Origin of the sequence: Cupriavidus sp. Met-2 (assembly GCF_049843575.1) — a bacterium.
GTDB classification, from domain to species: Bacteria; Pseudomonadota; Gammaproteobacteria; order Burkholderiales; family Burkholderiaceae; genus Cupriavidus; species Cupriavidus metallidurans.
In genome coordinates, this window is record NZ_JBBHZL010000024.1 from 1 (window position 1) to 24244 (window position 24244).

A 24244-nucleotide genomic window follows, 5' to 3' on the forward strand; every position below is an offset into this window, starting at 1 on the left:
ATGGGTTTTGCTGGTTGTCAGCCTGCCCACATCGGCCGCCACCGCACGCATGCGGTTCTGGCGTGGCATCAAGGCGCTGGGTGCGGCAGCCTTGCGCGACGGGGTCTATCTGCTCCCCGATGTCGCTGGATTGCGCGAGCCACTGCAGGCGCTCTCAACAGACGCGATCCATGAGGATGGCAAGGTCTGGACGCTTTCCGTGCAGGCCAACACGGCCCAGCAAGATGCCGAGTATCGCGCGTTGTTCGATCGCACTGCCGAGTATGCAGACTGGATGACGGAAATCTCCGGCGCGCGCGCCACGTTGGCCGATGCCGACGAAGCCGGACTCCTGCGCATGACGCGCCGGTACGGTCGTGGTTACGACGCCATCCGCAAGATCGATTTCTTTCCGAACGAGGCCACGTCCCGCGCTGAAGCACAGTGCCGTGATTTCAACGCGGCCATCGACATCATGCTGTCGCCGGGAGAACCGCAAAGGGTCGCTGGCAACATCCCGCGTCGCGACCCGACGCAATACCAGGGACGTCGCTGGGCTACGCGTCAGCACCTATGGGTAGATCGCGTCGCCAGCGCCTGGCTGATCCGACGTTTCATCGATCCCCACGCCACTTTCCTGTGGCTCGAAGACATACGCGACTGTCCGGACGATGCGCTCGGTTTCGACTTCGATCGCGCCACCTTCACGCATGTGGGCGACCGGGTTTCCTTCGAGGTATTGCTCGCCAGCTTCGGCTCGACGAGAACAAGGGTCTGGCGCGACTGGGCCAGATGGTTCATGTGCTCGACATCGGCGGCACGCCCGTAGCGGAGGCCAGTGGATTCGAAGCGATATTGGCCGGCGCGCGCGAGCGCCTTTCCGATGACGACGCATTGCTGGCTGAGGTCGGATATGTCCTTGACTCGCTCTATACGCATTTCTCCAGCGCACGCAAACGCTAGGACATGCTAGTTCGTCGACTTCCTAAAAATCATCGCAACACGCTCCCCATACGACAAGATGAACGCGCCCCCGCCAACCACCTCGGTCGAGCCGACACACGAGCTCCCCAGCTACACGCTGCGCCAACTGGTGTTGTACTTCCTGAAACTCGGCACGCTGGGTTTCGGTGGTCCGGTGGCGCTTGCTGGCTACATGCACCGCGATCTGGTCGATGCACGGCAGTGGATCACCGATGGCGACTACAAGGAAGGATTGTCGCTCGCGCAACTCGCACCGGGACCGCTCGCGGCACAACTCGCGATCTACCTCGGCTATGTGCATTACCGCATCGTTGGCGCGACTTTGGTCGGTATCGCCTTCGTGCTGCCTTCGTTCCTGATGGTGCTGGCGCTTGGCTGGGCGTATGTGCGATTCGGCGGCCTGACGTGGATGCAGTCGGTGTTCTACGGCGTAGGTGCTGCGGTGATCGGTATCATCGCCATCAGCGCCTACAAGCTGACCAAAAAGAGCGTAGGCAAGGACAAGCTGCTCTGGTTGATCTATCTAGTGCTCGTCGCCGTGACGGTGATCACCGAATCGGAGGTCGCGTGGCTGTTCCTCGCGGCCGGCGTGCTGGTGTGGCTCTGCCGCGCGCCGCCAAAATGGCTGCGGCAAGGCAGGCTGAACGCTTTCGCGGCCGCTCCGCTGACGACGGCAAGCGGCATGATGAGCGCCATCGACTGGCCGCTGCTAACGCAAATCGCCGTGTTCTTCGCCAAGGCCGGTGCGTTCGTGTTCGGTTCCGGACTCGCCATCGTGCCATTCCTGTACGGTGGCGTGGTGACCGAGCACCACTGGCTGAACGACAAACAGTTTGTCGATGCCGTAGCCGTCGCGATGATTACGCCCGGCCCGGTTGTCATCACGGTGGGCTTCATCGGCTACCTCGTGGCGGGCTTCCCCGGCGCCTGCGTCGCGGCTGCCGCAACGTTTCTCCCCTGCTACCTGTTCACCGTTCTCCCCGCGCCGTATTTCAAGAAATACGGCAAGCTGCCCGCGATCCTGGCGTTCGTCGATGGCGTAACGGCAGCGGCGATCGGCGCCATCACCGGAGCGGTGATCGTGCTGGCGAAGCGCTCGATCGTCGATATCCCAACTGGGCTCCTGGCACTCGTCACTGTTGCGCTGCTGCTGAAATTCAAGAAGCTGTCCGAACCGATGATTGTTGCTGGTGCCGCATTGATTGGCCTTGTGGTCTATCCATTGCTGCACCATTGAACACCATGATGTTCACGCCGGACCGCGTCTGCAGGTGCAGGCTATCTGGGACGCCGTGCAACATAGATTGCCGTCGGATTATATCGACCGAACTACGGCGATTCGTGTCGCGACATTCCTCTGCGGCCGTCGATACTGTTGACGCACTGAGCGGCCACCTGCGCACGAGATGCGGGCGCTTCTATGGTTTCGCCCCGAAGAGCGCCCCTATGGAGGCGGTCACGCCGAGCGCCAGCGCACCCCAGAAGGCCACGCGTAGAGCGCCGCGTGCCAACGACGCCCCGCCTGCGCGAGCGCCTACCGCGCCCAGCAACGCGAGCAACACGAGCGTCGCAACCGTCAGGGTTATCGCAAGGCTATCTCGCGGGACAATGCCCACCATAAGCACGGGCACGACCGCACCCGCCAGGAACGCTGCCGCGGATGCCAAGGCGGCCTGCACTGGTTTTGCGGCGAGTTCCTGCGTGATACCGAGTTCGTCGCGCAGATGGGCGCCGATCGGGTCGCGCGCCATGAGCTGGTCGGCCACGCGTGTTGCCAGTTCCGGATCGAGGCCACGTCCTTGATACAACGCGATGAGTTCCTGGCGCTCCTCCACAGGTTCGGTGGCGTGCTCGCGCTCCTCGCGGCCGCGATCCGCGCCCTCGACGTCGGCCTGGCTGCTCACCGAGACATACTCGCCGGCCGCCATCGACAACGCGCCTGCCGATAGGGACGCCAGGCCCGTCAGCATGATTGTGGAGGTCGTGGCATCGGCTGCCGCCAGCCCGACCAGCAGGCTCGACGTCGAAATGATGCCATCGTTCGCGCCAAGCACTGCGGCGCGCAACCAGTTGACGCGTTTGACCAGATGCCGAGTGCTGCGATGATCCATGTCGATGCCTCCGTTGCGCTAAATTAGTGACACACCGTGACTTCCTTACGTGTAGCGTTTCCAGCTCGCCCAGCGTCCTTCGATCCCTCGCATGCATAGATCGAACAGCAGGCCCACGCATCCAATCGCAAGGATGCCGGCAATGACCACGTCCGTTGCCATGAACTTCGCGGCGCCATGCACCATGAAGCCCAGGCCTGCCGTTGCCGCAACCATCTCGGCGGCCACCAGCGTGGTCCAGCCGAATCCCATCGCAATCCGCATGCCAGTCAGGGTCGATGGCAGTGCGCCGGGCGCCATCACATGTTGCAGCAACTGCCGCCGTGTGGCGCCCAGCGAGCAAGCGGCACGGATCTGCTCGATCGGGATCGACTGCACGCCCGCGCGGGTGTTCAGCACGATGGGCGCGAACATCGCCAGGTAGATCAAGACGATCTTCGACGTCTCGCCAATGCCGAGCCATAACACCAGCAGCGGAAGGTACGCGAGCGGCGGCAACGGTCGATAGAACTCGATGAAGGGGTCCAGCACGGCGCATGCCGTGCGGCTCATCGCTGTCAGCGCGCCGATGGGAACTGCCGTGACAACCGCAAGCCCGAACGCTGCAAGCACTCGCGTGACGCTCCATCCGAGATGCGAGAGCAGCGTGGCATCCTCGAATCCGTCCGTCGATAGCAGGTAAAGCTGCGACATGACGGACTCCGGCGATGGCAGGAAAAGCGGATCGACCCATCCGGAACGCGTGGTCATCTCCCACATCACCAAGGCGGTCATGACTACGGCCACACCGAGCGGCCAACGTGGCCACCCTCGCATCGCAGCGAAATGCCGCCGGGTTCGCGCGGCAGAGTGCGCCGCACTGGGTTCGGGACGCGTGGCGGCCTCCCATGGCGGATCAGCAAGTTTCATGGCTGACCTCGTGCTCTCGTTCGATCAAGTCGAGCACCTGTTCACGCATTGCGAGAAACGATGCGCTCACGCGAACTTCGCGGGGATTGGCGGACCGCAGGCTGCATCGCCCGAAATCGAGCGGGATATCGCGTATGACGCGTCCCGGCCGAGGAGAAAGAATCAGCAGCCGCGTGCCGAGCAGGAGCGCTTCGTCGATATCGTGGGTGATGAAGAATACGGTCTTGCGGGTAGCCTCCCAGATGTTCAGGATCAGCGTCTGCAGTGCTTGCCGCGTGCGGAAATCCAGCGCACCGAACGGCTCGTCCATCAACAGCATCGCGGGATCGTTGGCAAGCGCACGCGCGATACCCACACGCTGCTGCATGCCTCCTGACAGTTGATGGACGGCATGCTTGTCGAATCCTTCGAGGCCGACTTGCCTCAGACTGTCCATCGCCCGCTGCACGCGCGCCGCGCGTGTGAGTCGCTTGAATCGCAGGCCGAGCGCCACGTTGTCCATCACATCGAGCCACGGCATTAACGCATGCCTCTGGAACACGACCCCGCGCTCGACGCCGGGCCCCGTGATCGGCTCGAACTGCGTTTGCGCAGCGCGCGACGCGGCCATGGTCACGATACCTTGCGAGGGTGCGACGAAGCCGGCCATCAGGTTGAGCAGCGTGGTCTTGCCGCACCCCGATGCACCCAGCGCAACCACGAACTCTCCCGGTGCAATGTCCAGGTTCACCTGCGACAGCGCAGCAACCTCCGGCCCGCCGAGCGGGCTGTCATAATTCACCGAGACATCCCGGAGACGAATCTGCAGCGACATCCCTGTCTACCTCAGCGCTTCGACGAAAGCAGGATTGATCGCCACGCTGTAGTCGGGCAGCACCACAGGCACCTTCTTCTGGTCCTTCAGGAACTGTGCGGTGGATGCCAGCGCACGGGCGGCGGCGCCATCCTTGCCTCCGCCGAGCCAGTTCCTGCCCGCCTGTTCTCTGGCGAGCGGATAGCTATACAGCGCCATGATTGCCAATACGTCGGCGGGCGTCGCCCCGGACTGGCGCGCAACCTTTGTCACCTGCGGCGAGGTCGAAGTCCATGTCTGCGGCGCCTTCACATAGTCCTCAGTCGCCTGCTCCATGACCTTCGTGAATGCGGTCAAGGCCGGCGCATGACTGGCAGAGAATGCCTTGGCTACCACGAGCGTATCGAAGGTAGGGCGTCCGCGCCGCGCCAGCTCGCCCGATGTGAGAATCACCTTGCCGCTGGCTTGCAGTTTGTGCAACGCGGGCGCCCAGACGAATGCGGCATCGATATCGCCGCGTGACCATGCCGCGAGCATCTCGGAGGGTTGCAGGTTGATGATCTTGACCTTGCCCGTCACGCCGTACTGCTCAAGCGCGAACAACGCGTGGTAGTGCGTCGTCGAGGCGAACGGCACCGCGAGCGTCTTGCCCGCCAGATCCTCCGGCTTTCCGATGCCGGAACCGTTGCGCACCACCAGTGCTTCGGCAGCATCGATGCTGTCCAGAATCCAGAACACTTCCACCTTCACGCCCCGGCTCACGGCCGCCGCAACGGGACTGCTGCCGGCCACGCCGATCTGCACATCGCCCGCTGCCATCGCGGCCATGACATCGCCGCCGCTATCGAACTGGCGCCAATGAATCTTCCAGCCTGTTGCCTTCTCGAACTCGCCATCGGCGATAGCGCGCTGCCACGGGGCAAACATGCTCTGCACGCCGATTGTCACTTCCACGGGCGCTGCTGCGGAAGCCCTCCCGCCGACACCGCATATCGTGGCGGCAATCGTCAGGAGCAATACGGCCAGGAAACCCCGGCCCTGTGTAGAAAGGAAATGCTGCATGGGTGTTTCTCGCGCGGTTTCGTCAGTCACGGTTTCGTCTATCAGCGCGATGCCGCAGCACCGAGCATGGCCTCGAAAGCGCGGAACACTTTCCTCATCTGTGGTTTCTTGTAGGGATAGAGGTCCGCAGGGTCCGCGTCATGCACCACCATCGCGCTATCCGCCTCGAAGATCAGTAGTTCACCGGCAGAGGTCTCCGCGCAATCGAGGCCCACATAGTCGAGACCAAGCGCCATGTACGCACCCTGCAGCGCCGAGGCGTGTCGGCGTGCGAATCCCTGATCGAACTCGTCCATCAGACGCGCTTCTTCAGCGCGCTTCACCGCAGAATCGGCCATGCCCGCATTGGCGTAATGGACCATCCAGTGGCTGGAGATGCCAACATGGCAAACGTAAGGCACGCCCTGGACCAGCGCGACCCGATACTTGCGGAACTGCCCGTCGGTGCTGCTGTAGTCGATGAACAGCGAGACATGGAATGCGTCGCCCTGCATGCACAGGAGATACACGGCTAGCGCCGCGCAATCATCGATCTTCTCCAGTCCGTAACCCGCGTGCGAATCGACAGGACGCACGATCAGCGGAAATCTTCCGCCTTGCAGAAGCTGGTCGATGCGATGCTCACCGGCGACAACCGCCTCCAGCGCCAGGCGATCGACGCACGCGGTAGGCGGCATCAAGAGTCCCGGAATTCCCGCGACCACATTCGGCACGATGTCGCGCGACAGACGTCGCACGGCTTCGGGATGGTTCAGCACGGGCCGGGGCCAGACCTGGGCATAGTGAGCGAACCACCGCAACAGGGGTTGGCTGCGGCTCGATTCGCCAATCGCAACGAACAGGACGTCGTGATCGGGCACTTCGTCAGGCAACACGCCATCGCCATTCACGTAGAGCACATCGAGCTGCACATTGGCGTATGCGAGCAGGCAGTCGATTGGTGTATTGTCCATCAGGACGCCCGGCATCATCACTGCCAGCACGCGCAGTGCGTCGCCATCACCGGTCCACGCGGGCAGCACCGCATAGCAACGTTGCAGCGACATCGCCTCGGACTGCAACTGCCGGGCCGTCGCGGCATCGCCAATGATCTGCAGCACCAGCGACAGGTCCATCAGCAACTCCGCGTCTTCCGGTTCCGACTGCACCTTGTTCAGCAGTTCCTGCCCGAGAGGACGAAGGTCTTCGTCGGCCAGCGCGCGACATAGCACGTCATGCACACTGATCAGCGGGCGGCGCGGCGCATGCAGATGTTGAGGAGCGGATTGCAGCATGGGAAATGACACTCAGGAGAAGAAGAACCTGTCCGATATTAGGGACTTCCGATTAGCGCCAAATCAGGATGAGAACGCGTTTACGCCGTCAATTGTCGCGATAACACCGCCATTTCCCGCTTGCTAGCACGTATTTCGAAACCGATCATGTCCGCGCGATGACGGCTTCGTAACCATCCTGATACTTTGCGGCGCGTGGCACGCAGCAAGGCGCGGCGCCGTACTGCGTTTTCGCATGATGCTCGACAGTAAGCACGGGCGAATGTGTGGGCAGCAATGCGCCTTCTCCCGGCTCCACGTAGTTCGCTATCAGATAGACAGGCCGCCGCTTGGTCTCGTTGAACAACCTGCCAACGTATTCGCCGAGCACTCCGATGCACACCAGTTGCAAGCCTCCCAGCAGCAGCATCATCGTCATCATCGACGGATAGCCCCGCACCGGCTCGCCGTAGAGAAGCGTTTTGCCGATGATGAACGTCGCCATCGCGAACGCGGGCAGCGCCACGATCAGTCCCACCGATGTAGCGAGCTTCAATGGAATCGCCGAGAACGAGGTGATGCCATCCAACGCGAAGCGGAACAGCCGGCGGTAGTTGAACTTCGTCGTGCCGCTCGCGCGCGCGTCGCGCCGGTATGGCACGGAGACCTGGCGGAATCCGATCCACGAATACAGCCCCTTCATGAATCGGTGCTGCTCCCTCAACCCGCCGAGCGCCACAACGGCCCGCCGGCTCAGCAGACGGAAATCCCCGGTATCGGCAGGGATCTCGATATCGCTGAGACGCCCGATCAAGCGGTAAAAGCAGTGCGCGGAAAACTTCTTGAGGAAGGTTTCCCCATCACGCGACAGCCGCGTGGCATAGACCACGTCGAAACCCTCCTGCCACTTCTGCACCAGTTGTGGAATCAGTTCGGGCGGATCCTGCAGATCGGCGTCGATGATCACCACCGCATCGCCGCTGGCCACGTCGAGTCCGGCAGTCAGCGCGGCTTCCTTGCCGAAATTCCGGCTGAGTTCGACCACTCCCACCCTCGGGTCGCTCGCCTGGAGGTTGTAAAGCAGTGAGAGGGAGTCATCCCGGCTGCCATCGTCGATATAGATCACCTCCCACGGCATCCCCACGCGTTCCATGACGCGCAGCAGTCTCGCGTGGAAACGATGCAGCACCGATGACTCGTTGAAGATCGGCACCACCACGGATAGCTGCGACACAGCGTCCCGTTGCATGTTCATCGCGTTGCTGTTCATCTCACCTCTCCAGCCATGAAAGTCCAGTTGGCGTGCAGCGCATAGTTGAGCAGCGTCACCACCGCAGTGCTGAGCGCCTGCGCCAACAAATAGTGAAAGCCCAATGCCAGAGCACATGCCATCAGGACGGCGTTGAGCAACAAAGTCAGGCCGGACACGACCATGAACCGACTGAGGCACGACGGCCGCGCGTCACCTCGCACAAAGACCCAGCGACTGCTCAGGGCATAGTGCGTCAACAACCCCGCGGCACTACCGAAAGCCGAGGCGCCGACGACCGGGGTACTTTCCCGCACCAGCACAATCAGCGTCACGTAGTGGACCGCCGTGGCGGTTGCACCCACTACCAGATAGCGCGCAAACCGCGGTGCACCTCTCATCGCCGCTCCACCAGCACGTTCGCGCCGCGACGAAATACCTCTGCGGTGCCGGGACTCATTCCCGCCTTCAGCGTTGCGTAGGTGCTCGAACGCATGACCGCGAGCTTGTGACCCGGCGTTGCCCACCGACGCAGGAACGCCGCGTCATCGACCACCCATCGTTCAGGTTCCACCGTGAAGCCAAGATCGAGCTCTCCACGCGCCTGTACGACAATAGGCTGCATGGTCGAGTAGAACGCCAACCCCCGGTCGATCTGGCCGACATTGAAGAGTTCGGTATCGGCAGTGCGCAGCGTCCTGGCCTTCAGGCCGATTTCCTTGACCGACAGCGATTCGAACGCGCGCGACGCCAGCAACCCCGCCTGGATGCCTGAGAGGCTTGCCACGGCGGCGATCGCCACCGCCAGCGACTTGCGACCGACCAGTACCGCACGGCACGCCATGACACCACCCGCCATCAGCGCACAGGCAGACACGAAGCCCCACGCTTGCAGCGCGGACAGGTCGCTCACCTCCTTGCGCAACAACGACTGCGACCACTCGGGACGCCATAGACACAGCGCGATACCTGCGCCGAGCAGCGCCATCGCGACGAATCCTGCGCACAGCACGCGACGGCTCGCATTCAGTACCCGCCCGCCCAGCAATACAGCCAGCGGCGGCAGCATCGGCAGGATGTAGAGCGGCAGCTTCGAATGGGATACCGAGAAAAACGCAAGCACGACCAACGCCCAGATGGACAGGAACACAGTCGTATCGAATCGCCCCTCGACCTCGATCTGCCGACGGAATATCGCGGCGCGCCACATCACGCCGAGCCACGGGATCATGCCTGCGGACACCACCGCGATGAAGAACCACCATGGCTTGTTGCGCGCGTGAACCGTCGACGAGAAGCGGGCGAAATGCTCCTGCACGAAGAAGTAGTGCAGGAACTCGGGATTGCGCTGCGAGACCGCGATCAGCCACGGCAGCGCAACGAGCATGGCGAGCGGACTCCAGCGCCAGAAACGTGAATCGGCGAGCAGTCGCCACTGCCGCGTCGTCACCACATAAAGCAGCAGCGTCACCGCCGGCAACACCACGGCAATGAGCCCCTTCGCCAAAAAGGCGAGTCCTAGCAGCAGCCAGATGCCCGGGTAGAGCCGCGCGTTCCCAGTCTGACGCGCCACGGCAAAGACCAGTACCGCACTGCCCAGCAACGAAGCGACGCCAATGTCCGTGGTGGTGAGATTGGAACCGAGGATCCACAGCGGCGCGCCACCCAGAACCCATGCGGCGGCCATGCCCTCCCGCCGCCCGTACAGCGCCTTGCCGGCCCACCAGGCCATGCCGACGCCGAAAAGCCCCACCATTGCGCTCCACGCACGAGCGGTCCACTCGCTGGGACCAAACACCGTATAGGCGCTGGCAGTCGCCCAGTACTGCAGCGGAGGTTTGTCGAAGAACTTGATACCGTTCAGGCGCGGCGTGATCCAGTCGCCCGAGTCCACCATCTCCTTCGGCACCTGCGCGTAGCGCCCCTCGTCCGGCTCATAGAGCGGGCGGTTCGATATAGTGGCGAACCAGAGCAGGACGGCAGCCATCATCGCGGCCATCAGATATGCACGTCGTCTCACGACTACCCTTCCATCATTGCGGGACGCCTGCATCCGCGCATGGTCACAAACAGGTCTCCGATTCGTACGCACGAGCGCGCCCCCAGCGCAGCAATCATCTGCGCTGTCCGGAACGAAATCGAAGGGAAAGCCCGAGGGCTGGATCAGAGGCGCGCCGTAACGCTGGTACCTGCTGCGGCGCTCGAGGTGACGCTTACAGCGTCATGGCGTCATGTCCTGGTACATCTTCTGCATGTCCTTGTACTTGCCTGCCGCGGCCTGCATGGAGAACTGCAGACGAACATTGTTCTCGGCAATCGCCACGCGCTCGGTGTCGATCTCCACGGTATTGCCGTCCATGCTGGTTTGCAGCGGCACGCGGAACATCAGGTCTTCCTCGGGCGGCGGCGCCGAAGCGGCGATATGCCCCGCCGACGTGGTGATCATTCCACCGAACTGATGCGAGACACCCATCGCGCGCTCCAGCTCGGTACCGAACTCGATATCGCGTGCCTTGTAGTTGGGCGTATCCATGTTCGCCACGTTGCCGGCCAACAGCTCGAAACGCTTCATGCGAAGCCTGAGCGATTGCTCGTGAATGTCTTCCTTGCTATTGGCGTATTTGCCTACATAAAGATCGTCTGCCACGCTGAATTCCCCGGATTGAAAATGCGACTCATGATATGCAGGCCCGGCGTTATCACTGTTCTGAACAGGAGGCAGTTCACGCAAAACGCAGATGACAAGTTTGCATTGATCTCGTCATGATTCGTCAGCGGCAGGCCTTACCGGAGGCACCTCGACATCGGTGTCGCGCCTGTTACCTCAATTGCGTGCCTGTTGTCGAACCGGAGATCATTCTATGCAATGAAGTGTTGGATTTATGCACATTGCTTAAATGTAATGCCCTCTCAATGTTCGCACTGAGATCGAGTAATTTTTATATGCGGACTTTTAAAGTATCCAGACAGATCGATAAAAAAATCCCCGAACCGCGTAGCGGATTCGGGGACAGGACGTTTCATGAAGAAGCGATTATTCTAATGCGCGTCGGGCCATCGCGGGTGCTGGTCGTCGATCGTGAAGGCATGACGGTGGCTACGTTCGCCGGTGCGCTCGCCTTCCGCCAGGTGCACATGCATGCCCTCTTCATCGGGATGCTCGTGCGCGATGACATCTTCGTCGCGTGACGGCCAGAGCTTCCATGCCATGAACAGACCCACTACGGTAATGACCGACATGACCGCAGCCGTGGGACCCATGCCCAGCCTTGCGCCGAGCTGCCCCGCCAACGGATACGTAATGAGCCAGCACGCGTGCGACAGCGAGAACTGCGCCGCGAACACCGCAGGGCGATCGGCCGACGATGCGGAGCGCTTGAGCAGGCGCCCGCTCGGTGTCTGCGTCATCGAATAGCCGACGCCGATACCGAACCAGGTCAGCAGCAGCGCATGCCATTCGAACGGGCCGCCCGCAAAGGCCACCAGGCTACCGACCGCGAGTCCGATCGCCATGATCGTGGCACCTGTCAGCATGGCGGGCCGGTCCGGACGCTTGTCCAGCAGACGCGGCAACAGCAGCGCCACGAGCATCGAGCCGCAACCGAACGCAGCCAGCGCAAACGGCACGTCCGTGCTGGGGCGTTGCAGCTTGCTCTGCACGTAGACCACCGTGTTCACGATCACCATGGCGCTGGCTGCGGCCGCGGCAAGATTCAGCGCCAGCAGTCCCTTCAGACGTGGCGTGCGCAGATAGATGGAAATGCCACGGAATGTCTTGGCATAAATCGATCCGGTGATTTCCTTGGCGCGCGACTGCGGCAGGGACACCGACACCACGAGTGCGGCCGAGATCAGGAAGCCGACCACGGTGCCACCGAAGAGCCAGTGGAAACTGATGACCGACAACAGCGCCGCCGCGAGCATCGGGCTGACCAGGCTTTCCATGTCGTATGCAAGGCGCGACAGCGACAGTGCGCGCGTGTAGTCCTTCTCGTCACGCAACACGTCGGGGATCGTCGCCTGGAACGTCGGCGTGAAGGCAGCGGATGCAGACTGCAATACGAAGATCAGGATGTAGATCTGCCAGATCTCGTTGACAAACGGCAGCGAAATCGCCACAGCGGCCCGGATCAGGTCCATCGCCACCAGGAAGGCACGTCGCGGCAGGCGATTGGCATAGGCGCCCACGACAGGTGCCACACCAACGTACGCCACCATCTTGATCGCGAGCGCGGTACCCAGAACGCTACCGGCATTGGCGCCCGCCAGATCGTAGGCAAGCAGGCCCAGCGCAACTGTTGCCAGGCCGGTGCCGATCAGCGCGATGACCTGTGCCGTGAACAAATGCCGGTATGTCCGGTTCTTCAATACATCAAGCATCGAGATCTCTCCAATGGCCTGAAACTGGCTCGGTAATCCGCAAGCAAGCGGCGTTCCCGATACAACGGGACACCGCGCATGCATGCGTCAAAGATATTTGGTGATGGACTTGAACTCGCGCAGCGTCTCGTCCGATGGACGCGTGCCATCGCGCACCGCCTCTTCCAGGCAGTGGTCGATATGGTCATGCACCAGGGCCTTCTTGGCCTGGGTCACGGCGCTCTCCACCGCCTGCAACTGCTGTGCGATGGCGAGGCAAGGCCGCCCTTCTTCCATCATGACGACGATGCTGCGCAAGTGACCTTCAGCACGCTTCAGGCGCTTGATGATGCTGGCGTGCGAGGTATGAACGCCCATGTCAGATCCTATCCTGGGGGGGAGGATACGATGCTACCAAATCCGATGGGGTGCGACAACCTGTAAAACGCGCGTTGGACCTGATTTTGCAGGTGTTTTTCCGATTCGATCGATGATGAAACGGGAGATGCGGCACGATGTGGCGCGATGTGGCGCTCGGGTCCGGCCTCGCCGGATGGGTGAGGCCGGAGTGCCTGGCCCTTGCGAGCACAGGCAGAGTTGGCGTGGCCGGATAGACCACGCCTGTCAGAGCTAACCTTACATCCGCTTGATTTCAGCGTAATCGCCTTGCGTGCGAAGCGTCATCGTGACGTCCTTCTCGGTACGGTTGCGCCAGTACCAGCCATGGTAGCCATCGAATGCCGCCACCAGTTCGCCGGTATCGGAAGGCGCGCCCTTGCCCTTCTTGTACGAAACCGAACGGCCGTTGCCATCGCCGTGCGCGTCGAAGTTGACCACGGCGCCGTTGGCAGTCCAGTCGAACGAAGTGCGGGCGCCAGCCTTCATCGCCATCTTCACTTCCAGGCCCTGTCCCGGCGCCAGTACGAAGTTGAGCTTGTCGGAGCGGCCCGCTGCGGCATCGGCAGTGGAAGGCGCCGCTGCCGCCACGGTCTGCGCTGCAGGCGCAGCAGGTGCGGCGGTCGGTGTCGCCGCCAAGCCTGTCGCCGCTTCGCCGCCATGGTCGTGACCATGTGCATTCGCCGCCTTCGACGTATCGGCGGGGCCATGCGCGTGCCCGTGGCTGTCCGGCTTCGCCGTGACCGGATTGGCAGCCGCCAGTTGTGCAGCGTGTGCGGCGGCATCCTTCTCGGCATCGGCCTTGGCTTCAGCGGCTAGCTGGACCTTGATCTTGCCCATGTCCGTGAGGCCGAGGACGCGACCGATGCCGGTGGGGTCGACCGCGTACTCGGACGGCAGCACGATGGTAACGAGGATGACGGTAGCGGCTGCGGCGGCGATGGCCGTCGAGCGGATGAGACGCGCCGAAGTCGGCAGTTCTGCGCGGGCTGGGATATCGGTGTTGTACATGATCTGATTCTCAGGAAACGAAGAGGCCGGTCAATTGGTAACCGATGAGGATGAAGCCGGCCGACATCATCGCGACGTTGGCGGTGTAGGCGTGGGCCAGGAAGCTCGGCGTACGACGCCAGAAGCCCATGACGATCAGAATGGCCGAGAGCGCCAGCAACTGTCCGATTTCGACACCAACGTTGAAAGCGAGCAGATTCGGCACCAGTCCGTTGGGGGAGATCTCGTACTCGAGAATCTTCGTGGACAGGCCAAAGCCGTGGAACAGGCCGAAGATCAGCGTAGCCGCCTTGGTGTTGGGCTGGAATCCCAGCCAGCGCTGGAATGCACCCATGTTGTCGAGCGCCTTGTAGACGACAGACAAACCAATGATGGCGTCGATGACGTAGCTGTTGATGCCCACATTGAAGTAGACGCCCAGCAGCATGGTCGTGGAATGACCCAGCGCGAAGAGGCTGACATACAGCCCGATATGCTTGAGCCTGTACAGGAAGAAGATCACACCCAGCAGGAACAGGATGTGATCGTAGCCCGTGACCATGTGCTTGGCGCCGAGATACAGGAACGGCAGCAGATGAACGCCGTCGATCTCCTGGATGTACCCCTTGTCGCCTTCTGCCACACCGTGCGCAAAGGACGGCATGGCTGTGAACAGCAGCAGGAGTGCGACCATGACCAGCGCGAGCAGCCGGAGTCGGGACGCGTCGAAGCGCCCGGGTAGAACTGGAATATGCATGTGACTATGACTGTGATGAGTCGTGTTTCGATAGCGCGCAGCGCTATCCCCGATCGATACAGGATCAGGGTCGAGGCGGACGCTCGAGTCGGTAGTGCCACAGCCAGAGCGATGGCAGCAGATAGGTAGCCAGGAACCCGGCGGGTAGCAGTTGGAACACATACCGGTGCGGCGTCGGAATCAGCGCCGTGGCATCGTGGCCATGATCCAGATGGCTGTGGTCGTGCCCACCTGCCGCGCAGCAAACGCTCTCCTGCGCCAGCCGGCTGGCCTGCCCACCTGTGGCGGAAGCCGCATGCGCATGCGTGTGCGAATGAGCAATCGCATTGTCGAATTCGACCACAGGCTGCGCATGGATCTGCCTGTGGCTGGCCGGCAGCATATGCACGCTCGCCGAGCAGATCGCCATCACCAGCGCGAACACCAGCAGCGCCAGCGGCGCCAGTGTTCCCGGGAGGATGGTGCTGGCGCCCAATGGCGCAGCGGCGATGCGTTTCAGCACGTCAGCAGCCGCGTTCCGGATCGAAGACGTAGCCCATGCCGCGCACCGTGTGAATCAGCTTGACCTGGAATGGTTCATCCACTTTGGCACGCAGACGGCGAATGGCAACGTCCACCACATTGGTGTTGGTGTCGAAATTCACATCCCATATCTGCGAGGCGATCATCGCGCGAGACAACACCTCGCCGCCACGGCGCGCCAGCAGATGCAGCAGCATGAACTCCTGGTTCGTCAGTTCGATCCAGCGTCCGCCGCGATACACGCGTCGGCCCAGTACGTCGATGTCGAGATCGGCAATCTGCAGCCGCTCGCCGGTCTGCTGGCGCACCTGGCGCAAACACCGTCGCAGGCGCGCCAGCAGTTCGGCAAATGCAAACGGCTTTACCAGATAATCTTCGGCACCCAGTTCGAACGCCCTGAAGCGGTCGGCAACGCTGTCGCACGCGGTCAGGAAAATCACGGGTGTGGCACGCGCGTTCCGGATGGCTTTCATCACTGTCCATCCGTCGGCCCCGGGCAGCATGACATCGAGGATCACGGCGTCATACTCGCCCTCATGGAACCAGTGAATGCCGTCGAGGCCATCGTGGACCGTGTCCACACTGTAGCCAGATTCGGCGAGTCCCTTGGCCAGATACTCCGCGGAACGCACCTCGTCTTCGATGACCAATACCTTCATGTCTTGAATCGCAATACGCTCAGGGCAGCAGTACAAACGTAGGCAGCCACTTGGCGTGGCGTGCCAGTTCCACTGCGTTCACGACAATCGTCATGCCGAGGAACCACACGGAATCGGCAAGGTTGCGCTGGAACGAGCCCACATGGACGAGGTAGGTACTCTCCGAGCGGAACAGCGACAGCCTGGGGAAGAATGCCGGAGTGCGACGTGCATAGTCGTCGAACTCCGGAAAGTTGCGGGACAACAGATGATCCTCCGAACGGATCACGGCCGGATACATCAGCGCGAACGCCAATGCCAGGATCGCGGCAAGCGTGATCGACTCGGTCATCGCACCCAGCCCCACGATACCCACGAAATTGCACACATACAGCGGGTGGCGGCACATCGAGTACGGTCCGGTCGTCACCAGTTCGGTGCTCTTGCGGCCCGAGATATACAGCGCGCACCACAGGCGGCCAACGGTGGCCATGGTGACGCCCAGCATGCCCACCGTCAGCAGCGCAGCGGAAATCCAGGTGTCATCCCATTGCGAGTGGCCTGTGATGAGGGCGATCAGCACCACGGAAACCACCACGCGCCAGATGCCGATGCGATGGCGGGTCAGGAAGCTATCCAGCGGGCTGGGGGCAGCAATCGCCGGGCGGAGCGAAATATTCATGTTGTCTCGTCTACTGTTTTGTTGCTTTTGAGAGTCGGGGCGGCAGCATGCTGCCGCCCCGTTGCCACGGTCATGCCTCGAGCAGTTCTCCGCCCGGCTTCTCCAGCTTCTTCTGGCGGCGCAGCACCATGCCGCACACGGCTGGCAGCACAAACAGCGTGAGCACGGTCGCCGTGATCAGGCCGCCGATCACCACCGTTGCCAGCGGCTTCTGCACTTCCGCGCCAGTACCCGTTGCAATCGCCATCGGCACGAAGCCGAGCGACGCCACCAGTGCGGTCATCAGCACCGGACGGACACGTTCCATCGCGCCTTCGATGACGGCTTCATTCGGCGCCGCTCCATCCTCCAGACGCTTGCGGATAGCGGAGATCAGCACCAGTCCGTTCAACACGGCCACGCCGGACACGGCAATGAATCCAACCGAGGCCGAGATCGAGAACGGGATATCGCGCAACACCAGAGCAAACACGCCACCTGCCAGCGCCAGCGGCACGGCCGTCAGCACGGTGGCCGTCAGCGCGGCACTACCTATCGCCATGTACAACGTGGCGGCGATCAGGATGAAGCACAGCGGCACGATGATGGCCAGGCGCTGGGTTGCGGCCTGGAGGTTCTGGAACTGACCGCCCCATTCGATGTACATGCCCGGCGGCAGCTTCACTTCCGCAGCGATCCGCTTCGCGGCATCGTCGACGAAGCTGCCCAGGTCACGTCCACCCACGTTGGCTTCCACATACACACGACGCTTGCCGTTGTCGCGGCTCACTTCGTTCAGCCCCTGCGTGAAGCGGAACTGCACGAGCTGACGCAGCGGCACCGACGCACGCGGCTGGCCCTCCACGGCAGGCAGCATGACCGGCAGTGCACCCAGTACATCGAGGTTCTCGCGTTGCTGGCCCGGCAGACGGATCACGATGTCGTAGCGGCGGTCACCATCGAAGATCTGGCCCGACGGACGACCCGCCATGGCTGCCGCCACGGTGTCCGCCACCTCCTTGACGGTCAGGCCGTAGCGCGCAATCGCGGCACGGTCGAACACGATGTCGAAGGTCGGGAAGCCACCGGTCAACGGCACACGCGTATCCGTCGCGCCTGGCGTCTTGCGCAGCACGGCTGCGATCTTTTGCGCGGTGCTCGCCAGATCGTCGAGATTCTCGCCGTAGATCTTCACTGCCACATCGCTACGCACCCCGCCGATCAGCTCGTTGAACCGCATCTGAATCGGCTGCGTCACGTCGTAGTTGTTACTAACCATCGGCGCGGTCTTCTCGCGAATGCGCTCGATGACCTGCTCCTTGGTGGTAATGCCCTCGGGCCACTCGCTCTTGGGTTTCAGGATGATGTAGTTGTCTGAAGCGTTCGGCGGCATCGGGTCGGCCGCGAGGCTGGCCGTACCCGCCTTGGAGTACACGGTCTGTACTTCAGGCAACGACAACACCGCGCGTTCGAGCGGCAGGTCGATGGCCACGGACTGGTCGATCGATGTCGACGGAATGCGCACCGAAGACAGGTTCAGATTCTGCTCGTCCAGCGTCGGCATGAACTCGCGGCCAACAAACGTGAAGGCCATCGCCGCCAGCGCCAGCGTCACCAGTGCCGCGCCAAGGAACGGCATCGGACGCGCCACGGCACGTTCCAGCAGCGGACGGTAGCGTTCCTTGGTCACGGCGATGACACGCACTTCCTTCTCGGACACCTTCTTGCGCAGCAGCACCGCCACCATGGCCGGCACAAACGTCAGCGACAGCACGAACGCGGAAGCCAGCGCCAGCATCAGCGTGATGACCATCGGCGAGAACATCTTGCCTTCCACGCCCTGGAACGTCAGGCATGGCAGGAACACCATGAAGATCACCAACTGGCCGTACACGGTAGGACGCACCATCTCGCGCGACGACAGGATGACTTCCTCCAGCCGCTCCTTGAGGGTGAGCAGACGGCCTTCGTGATGCTGCCGTTCGGCCAGGCGCCGCAGCGAGTTCTCCACGATGATGACCGCGCCGTCGATGATCAGGCCGAAGTCCAGCGCACCGAGACTCATCAGGTTGCCCGAGATGTTCAGCCCGTTCATGCCGATGGCACTGATCAGCAGCGACAACGGAATCACCAGTGCCGCAATCACGGCCGCGCGCCAGTTGCCCAGCAGCGCAAACAGGATGACTACCACCAGCGCCGCACCTTCCACCAGGTTCTTGGCCACGGTCTTGATCGTTGCCATCACCAGTTGCGAACGGTTCAGCGTCGGCACGATTACCACGCCAGGCGGCAACGTCTTCTTGATTTCCTCAAGCTTGTCGCCCACGGCCTGCGCCACGGTGCGGCTGTTGGCGCCCACCAGCATCAGCGCACTGCCCACCACGGTCTCGTAGCCATTTCGGCTGGCCGCGCCCGAGCGTAGTTCGCCGCCCACATTGATATTGGCGACCTGACCCACAGTGATCGGCACGCCCTGGCGCTGCGCGATCACGGCACGCGCGATCTCGTCAGCCGACTTGATGCGCGCATCGGCACGCACCAGATACGACTCACCCGAACGGCGGATGAAGTTCGCGCCCACCGACAGGTTGGCATCTTCCAGCGCCTGCGCCAGTTCCTCGAACGAGATGCCATACGCGGCCATCTTCGCCGCGTCCGGCTCCACCACGAACTGCTTGACGTAACCGCCCAGCGAGTCCACATCGGCCACACCAGCGGTCGTACGCAGTTGCGGACGGATGATCCAGTCCTGCACCGTGCGCAGATAGGCCAGCTTCGATACGCGATCCGTCAGCCGCTCTCCCCGCTCGGTCAGGAAGCTGCCGTCGCTCTGCCAGCCCGGCTCGCCGTCCTTCACCTTGGCGCCCTTGCCATCCGGGAACTCGTATTCCACGCTGTAGTGGAAGACCTCGCCCAAGCCGGTGGACACCGGGCCCATCTGGGGTTCGACACCCGCGGGCAGGTTCGGTCGCGCCTGCGCGAGACGTTCGGTCACCTGCTGGCGCATGAAGTAGAGATTGGAACTCTCCTTGAAGATCACCGTGACCTGGCTGAAGCCGTTGCGCGAGAGCGAACGCATGTTCTCCACGCCGTTCAGGCCCGCAATGGCCGTCTCGATCGGGTACGTCACGCGCTTTTCCACTTCGACGGGGCTCAGCGTGGGCACCACGGTGTTGATCTGCACCTGCTTGTTCGTGATGTCCGGCGTCACGTCGATGGGCAGCAGGTTGAGCTGCCACGCCCCGATCGCGCCGACGACGGCGGTGAGGAACAGCACGAGCCACCGGAAGCGGACGGCGCCGCTCAGGATGCTTTCGATCATTCGTCGTCCCCGCCCGCCTTGTTCATTTCCGCCTTGATCAGGAAGGCATTACGGGTGGCCACCTGCTCGCCGGGCTTCACGCCGGAGAGGATTTGCGCCACACCACCGCTGCGCGAGCCAACCAGCACGGACTTGGGGCGAAAGCCCTGCTGCGTGCGCACGAAAACCACATCGCGGCCATCGAGGTTCTGCACGGCATCCTCCGGCACCGACATCGCGTTGGCATCGGCCGCCTTCGTATGCAGACGGACCTGAACGCCCTCGCCGACGATCAGGCCGCTGTTGGCATCGACCGGCGTCACGACTACCGTGGCGGCGCGGGCACTGCCCGAAACGGTTGGCGTCACGGCCTGCACGCGGCCAGCCAGCGGCGCGCCGTTGGCGAGCACGATGGTGGCGTCGCTGCCGGCGGCAATGCGGCTGGTATCGGCAGCGGTGACATAGGCTTCAACCTGTACCGCGCCGGAGCCCGCCACGCGGAACAACTCTGCCTGTGGCGCGACATACGCGCCGAGGGTGACCGACTGCGCGGTAATTCTGCCGGCGATGGGGCTGACGACGGCCACCGAGCGGCCATCGCTCGAGACCTTGGCAGCCTGAGCCACCGTTGCCGCGCGCTGGACCTCGGCTTGCGCCACGTCCAGGGCTATGCGCGCCGACTCCATCTCCTGGCGCGGCGTCACGCCTTGCTGAAACAGGCTCGATTCACGTTCGTATGTCTTGCGCGCCAGGTCCGCACGGGCCTGCGCCACCTTACGCTCGGCGGCCATGGCGGCGGCCTCGGGACTGTCCACCAGCGCGAGCACATCGCCCGCACGTACGGCATCGCCAAGTTTGCGCTGGATGCGCAACACGGCGCCTGCCGCACGCGAGGCGATGACTGCCTCGCTGCCCGGCACGGCCGCTACCGACGCCGGCGCCAACAGTACCGAGCCGACACCACCCGCCGATACCGGCTCCACCGCGATATTTGCCGCGGCAAGGTATTCGCCTGGAATTCTGACCTCCGCAGGCTCGGCGGCCGGCGCCGAGGCGGCTGCCTTTTCCGGTGCGGCGGCGAGCTTCGATACCTCGGCGCCCGACGGGGAACCAAGCCCGCGTGCCGCGCCAAATCCAACCAACGCCGCCGCGGCGGCCACCCCTGCGATCATGGGCCAGCTCGGCTGCCGACGCTCGTTCTTCGTCATCATCGTGATTCCTCAAATGCCAGACGGCCGTCCGCCTGAGCCAATGCCGCCAGGGCGCGTACGCGTGCCAGGCGGGCGTCAATCGTCAATTGCCGCGCGTCGACCAACGCGCGACGTACAGCCAGCAGTTCCACCAACGGTGTCTTGCCCGCCTCGTAACCGAGACGGCCCACGCGATAGGCTTCCGATGCGGCCTGCTCGCCCTGGCTTGCCGCAGCCAGTTGCTTGTCGGTGGCGGCAACCTGCGAAACCGCCGACCGCCGCGCGGCGTTGGCCTCCAACCTCACGGTGTCGAGACGCGCCTGAGCGGCTGCCACACGCTGGACAGCGGCGTCGATCCCGTTGCGATTCCGGTCGAACAGCGGAATCGATGCCGTCAAGCCGACGATATAGCCGCTCTCGTTGGACCAGCCATACCGGCGCACGCCTGCCGTGATGCCGACTTCGGGAATCCAGCGCTTTCTCTCCACGTTCACCTGTGCGTCGAATGCGTTGCGCTCGGCTTCGGCCGTGCGCACAGCGGGTGAATCGTCCGTCGTCGTCCCACCCGGTGTCATGGCGGGCTGTGCGCTCAGCAGCGAACTGCTGATACCGGTATACGCCTCGGTGGCACCCGACAGCGCGGAAAGTCGCGCCAGGGTGCTCGTCACGTCGCTAGAGGCGGCTGCTTCGATGGCCTGTGCGGCGGATACGCTGGCCTGCGCCTGCGCGGTGCGCAGCGTGGCTTCCTTGCCTGTTTCCACCAGTGCGCGCGCTACAGTGAGCTCCTCGTTGGCGAGTGCCAGGTTCTCCTCGGCAAGTGCCTGTCGTCCGAACGCCGCTTCGGCGGTGGCATAAGCCACCGCCAGCTCGGCGGCGTAGTTGACCCGCAACTGGCGCTCCCGCGCCTGGGCCGCTTCGTAGTTGCGCTCACCGACCTCGATCCGCGCGCCGCGCTTCCCGCCGATTTCGAATGGCTGCGTGATCGAGTACGTGTTCTGACGCTGGCTCTGCCCGCCGCTGCTGGGCGCACCGAGATTTTCGGCCAGCGTATCGAAACGCGGATTGAGCCAGGCGCGCGCCTGCGCTGCATCGGCACCTGCCGCGCGCACATTGGCGGCCTGCACCATCATGGTGGGTGCCATCGCCAGGGATTGTTGTAGAAGAACGGAATACGGAGGCGCTTCGGCTGCCTGGATCGACCCTGTTGCCATGAGCAACAGTGCGACACCAATGCAGGGAGCGCTGCGGAGTTTTTTGGGGGTAGCCTGGTTCATCGGACGAAAAGGGTGAGACCGGAAAATGTTTGCTTCAGCTTTCAATACGGCGCCCACATGGACTCCCCCTCGAAAAAAGGAGAAATATTTCGGAATCGCACCATAACGTGCACGAAACAGCACACTAAAGCGGAAGCCGAGGCATGCAGCATGATGGGAGATGGTGATACGGCTTGCCGGAGGCCCAGCGTCAGACCTGACTCGATTGCAGCAGCGCGGTGAGCTTGGCCCTTGCACGGGCCACGCGGCTCTCTACGGCTTTGGCGCTGGTGCCCAGTGCCATGGCCGCTTCGGGGTGCGACATGCCAACGAACGAGGTCAGGATGATGATCTCGCGCGAAGCGAGGTCCAGCCGATTCAACACCTGCATGATCTTTGCGAGTTCGAGGCGGGCCGATACCTCGCGTTCGGGGCCGGGGACATCGCTCGTCAGCTCTGCATCTTCGATGTCTTTGGCACCGAACAGGAAATGCCTGACTTGTCGGAACCGGCGGAGATCGCGCATCTTGTTCAGGCCGATGCGGAACAGCCACGGGCGAAACAGCTTGTCCGAGTCGAAATCGTCCAGCGCGTGCCAGGCGGCGATGAACGTGTCCTGCACGATGTCGTCAACGTCGCTCTCCGGCACGCCAAAGCTGCGCGCGGCCTGCGCGAGCGCGCGGCCGTGCCGTTGCACCAACTGGCCGAACGCGTACTGGTCGCCTTGGGCGGCACGCCTGGCCAGCGCTTCATCGACAGAAGGATCGGTCACTGCGAGCCACGTTTGAGCGCGTCCACCAGAACGCGATCATAGGCTGCGCGGTGCTCAGGCTTCAAACCCGCACGCATCTCGAACACGTGTACGAGCGTGGCACGCTGCAAATCGGCAGCGGCGCGCTCCACCTCGCGCGTGGCCTCTTCCACCTCGGGACTCCACTGCGGATTCTTCGCGATAGACTCGGCCAGCTTGCCGTTGGCCGCGCGCAGCCGCGACTCGATCTCGCGACGTCGCGCGGTGAACTCCTCTTCCTTGAGTTCCAGGATCTCGCGCTCGTTGCTATCCAGCGGTACGGCGTCGTGGAGCATTTCGTGAAGACTTGTGTGGGGTTCTTCCGTCGAATGGGTGACATAGACGCCGACGATTGCCATCAGGACGCCAACCAGGGCGCCAACCAGCGTCGACACCGACAGACGAAACGTGCGGGATTTCATCATTTGCCAATCAGCAGGCCAAACGGCGAGGCCGCCGAGGGTGCAGCCACCCAGGTCGGCTGCTGTTTCTGGTACAAACCGACCGCAATCCTGTCGATGGCCGTGAAGGCCACCAGCGACGCGAGTGCCGCGCAGCACACCGCTCGCAAGATATCGTGGCGCGCGGTCAGCACCATCTGAGACGGCTCACGGGACAACCGCTGCTGAATCCTGCCCAAGCCCGGCTCTCGAGACGCCTCATAAGTCACTTTTTTGGCTTGCACCAGCCACTCATCAATGTTTTCCATGATCAGATCTCCTATCTGACTTGCGGGACATTATTCATACGTCGCCCGAGCACGTCCCCCTCGCATTTTTTGACTTTTTTTCGCCGCCGTACGGATTGATAGCTTGGCGGCACTCCAACTCACATCAATGAGATGCATCAAGGGATGCACTATTCAGAGTTTCGCCCCTCGCGCGTGCTGACGCACTGCGAAATAACCTCTCCAACGCCTAGGGAAGGATCCGCCTCCAACGGCATCTTTGGCGAAACCTCGCCGTTGCGATCTGATACTATACCCCCCTACCCTATTCAGGCATTAGTCATGAGTCACACGCTCCAAGGCAAGCAGAAACTTATCAA

23 protein-coding genes and 1 pseudogene are annotated in these 24244 nt (G+C 62.8%); 2 read left to right on the plus strand and 22 right to left on the minus strand.

Translation table 11 applies throughout. The annotated features are described in order from the left end of the window. Positions 1-49 precede the first annotated feature (49 nt). Both WD006_RS28350 and WD006_RS28355 read left to right on the plus strand, forming a co-directional pair. A pseudogene (locus WD006_RS28350) lies at positions 50-942 on the plus strand (chromate resistance protein ChrB domain-containing protein). 58 nt (positions 943-1000) lie between these two features. Further along, positions 1001-2200 carry a chromate transporter gene (locus WD006_RS28355; protein WP_024569875.1) on the plus strand — a complete coding sequence of 400 codons (1200 nt, stop codon included), beginning with the start codon at positions 1001-1003 and terminating at the stop codon, positions 2198-2200. Positions 2201-2381: 181 nt separating this feature from the next. Here WD006_RS28355 and WD006_RS28360 read toward each other — a convergent pair whose 3' ends face one another. The 22 genes from WD006_RS28360 to nccY all read right to left on the minus strand — a co-directional run bounded on the left by WD006_RS28360 (position 2382) and on the right by nccY (position 23906). After that, on the minus strand, positions 2382-3074 hold the full coding sequence (locus WD006_RS28360) for a VIT1/CCC1 transporter family protein (protein WP_060784996.1): 693 nt from the start codon (positions 3072-3074) through the stop codon (positions 2382-2384). A gap of 45 nt (positions 3075-3119) precedes the next feature. Further along, positions 3120-3983 (minus strand): ABC transporter permease subunit, encoded by an 864-nt coding sequence (locus WD006_RS28365; RefSeq protein WP_080672787.1) that lies wholly within the window; start codon positions 3981-3983, stop codon positions 3120-3122. Continuing rightward, positions 3970-4797 (minus strand): ABC transporter ATP-binding protein, encoded by an 828-nt coding sequence (locus tag WD006_RS28370; RefSeq protein ID WP_024569873.1) that lies wholly within the window; start codon positions 4795-4797, stop codon positions 3970-3972. The genes WD006_RS28365 and WD006_RS28370 overlap by 14 nt, the downstream gene beginning before the upstream one ends. Before the next feature lie 6 nt (positions 4798-4803). Continuing rightward, the gene (tauA, locus tag WD006_RS28375) at positions 4804-5838 is read right to left on the minus strand and encodes a taurine ABC transporter substrate-binding protein (RefSeq protein ID WP_029700212.1); all 1035 of its coding nucleotides are present in this window, start codon (positions 5836-5838) and stop codon (positions 4804-4806) included. A gap of 41 nt (positions 5839-5879) precedes the next feature. After that, positions 5880-7112: an ATP-grasp domain-containing protein gene (locus tag WD006_RS28380; protein WP_024569871.1), complete on the minus strand. Its 1233-nt coding sequence runs from the start codon at positions 7110-7112 to the stop codon at positions 5880-5882. Positions 7113-7257: 145 nt separating this feature from the next. Next, positions 7258-8361 carry a glycosyltransferase family 2 protein gene (locus tag WD006_RS28385; RefSeq protein ID WP_225934899.1) on the minus strand — a complete coding sequence of 368 codons (1104 nt, stop codon included), beginning with the start codon at positions 8359-8361 and terminating at the stop codon, positions 7258-7260. Continuing rightward, on the minus strand, positions 8358-8741 hold the full coding sequence (locus WD006_RS28390; protein ID WP_024569869.1) for a GtrA family protein: 384 nt from the start codon (positions 8739-8741) through the stop codon (positions 8358-8360). The genes WD006_RS28385 and WD006_RS28390 overlap by 4 nt, the downstream gene beginning before the upstream one ends. After that, the gene (locus WD006_RS28395) at positions 8738-10360 is read right to left on the minus strand and encodes a glycosyltransferase family 39 protein (RefSeq protein ID WP_024569868.1); all 1623 of its coding nucleotides are present in this window, start codon (positions 10358-10360) and stop codon (positions 8738-8740) included. The genes WD006_RS28390 and WD006_RS28395 overlap by 4 nt, the downstream gene beginning before the upstream one ends. A 201-nt stretch (positions 10361-10561) precedes the next feature. Beyond that, positions 10562-10987, minus strand: coding sequence for a flagellar basal body rod protein FlgB (flgB, locus tag WD006_RS28400; RefSeq protein WP_024569867.1), 426 nt, complete (start codon positions 10985-10987; stop codon positions 10562-10564). A gap of 392 nt (positions 10988-11379) precedes the next feature. Beyond that, on the minus strand, positions 11380-12720 hold the full coding sequence (locus WD006_RS28405; protein ID WP_024569866.1) for an MFS transporter: 1341 nt from the start codon (positions 12718-12720) through the stop codon (positions 11380-11382). A gap of 87 nt (positions 12721-12807) precedes the next feature. Further along, positions 12808-13077: a metal-sensing transcriptional repressor gene (locus WD006_RS28410; protein ID WP_024569865.1), complete on the minus strand. Its 270-nt coding sequence runs from the start codon at positions 13075-13077 to the stop codon at positions 12808-12810. Positions 13078-13335: 258 nt separating this feature from the next. Further along, a complete protein-coding gene (locus WD006_RS28415) occupies positions 13336-14106 on the minus strand; it encodes a hypothetical protein (RefSeq protein ID WP_024569864.1) in 771 nt (256 codons plus the stop codon). Positions 14107-14116: 10 nt separating this feature from the next. Next, positions 14117-14779: a HupE/UreJ family protein gene (locus WD006_RS28420; RefSeq protein ID WP_200868584.1), complete on the minus strand. Its 663-nt coding sequence runs from the start codon at positions 14777-14779 to the stop codon at positions 14117-14119. Positions 14780-14906: 127 nt separating this feature from the next. Next, positions 14907-15344, minus strand: coding sequence for a hypothetical protein (locus WD006_RS28425; protein WP_024569862.1), 438 nt, complete (start codon positions 15342-15344; stop codon positions 14907-14909). 1 nt (position 15345) lies between these two features. After that, positions 15346-16023 carry a heavy metal response regulator transcription factor gene (locus WD006_RS28430; RefSeq protein ID WP_024569861.1) on the minus strand — a complete coding sequence of 226 codons (678 nt, stop codon included), beginning with the start codon at positions 16021-16023 and terminating at the stop codon, positions 15346-15348. Positions 16024-16042: 19 nt separating this feature from the next. Next, positions 16043-16684 carry a nickel resistance system putative methyltransferase NccN gene (gene nccN / locus WD006_RS28435; protein ID WP_051385298.1) on the minus strand — a complete coding sequence of 214 codons (642 nt, stop codon included), beginning with the start codon at positions 16682-16684 and terminating at the stop codon, positions 16043-16045. A 70-nt stretch (positions 16685-16754) separates the two neighbouring features. Further along, a complete protein-coding gene (gene nccA, locus WD006_RS28440) occupies positions 16755-19985 on the minus strand; it encodes a nickel/cobalt/cadmium efflux RND transporter permease subunit NccA (protein WP_024569859.1) in 3231 nt (1076 codons plus the stop codon). Further along, complete coding sequence (gene nccB / locus WD006_RS28445) at positions 19982-21175, minus strand: nickel/cobalt/cadmium efflux RND transporter periplasmic adaptor subunit NccB (protein WP_034185288.1); 1194 nt, start codon at positions 21173-21175, stop codon at positions 19982-19984. The genes nccA and nccB overlap by 4 nt, the downstream gene beginning before the upstream one ends. Next, positions 21172-22428 (minus strand): nickel/cobalt/cadmium efflux RND transporter outer membrane subunit NccC, encoded by a 1257-nt coding sequence (gene nccC, locus WD006_RS28450; protein ID WP_051385297.1) that lies wholly within the window; start codon positions 22426-22428, stop codon positions 21172-21174. Before nccC ends, nccB begins: the two co-directional genes overlap by 4 nt. A gap of 190 nt (positions 22429-22618) precedes the next feature. Then, the gene (gene nccH / locus WD006_RS28455; RefSeq protein ID WP_024569856.1) at positions 22619-23179 is read right to left on the minus strand and encodes a nickel/cobalt/cadmium resistance ECF sigma factor NccH; all 561 of its coding nucleotides are present in this window, start codon (positions 23177-23179) and stop codon (positions 22619-22621) included. Then, the gene (gene nccX / locus WD006_RS28460; protein ID WP_024569855.1) at positions 23176-23622 is read right to left on the minus strand and encodes a periplasmic metal sensor NccX; all 447 of its coding nucleotides are present in this window, start codon (positions 23620-23622) and stop codon (positions 23176-23178) included. Before nccX ends, nccH begins: the two co-directional genes overlap by 4 nt. Further along, on the minus strand, positions 23619-23906 hold the full coding sequence (gene nccY, locus WD006_RS28465; RefSeq protein WP_024569854.1) for a nickel/cobalt/cadmium resistance anti-sigma factor NccY: 288 nt from the start codon (positions 23904-23906) through the stop codon (positions 23619-23621). The genes nccX and nccY overlap by 4 nt, the downstream gene beginning before the upstream one ends. Positions 23907-24244 lie beyond the last annotated feature (338 nt).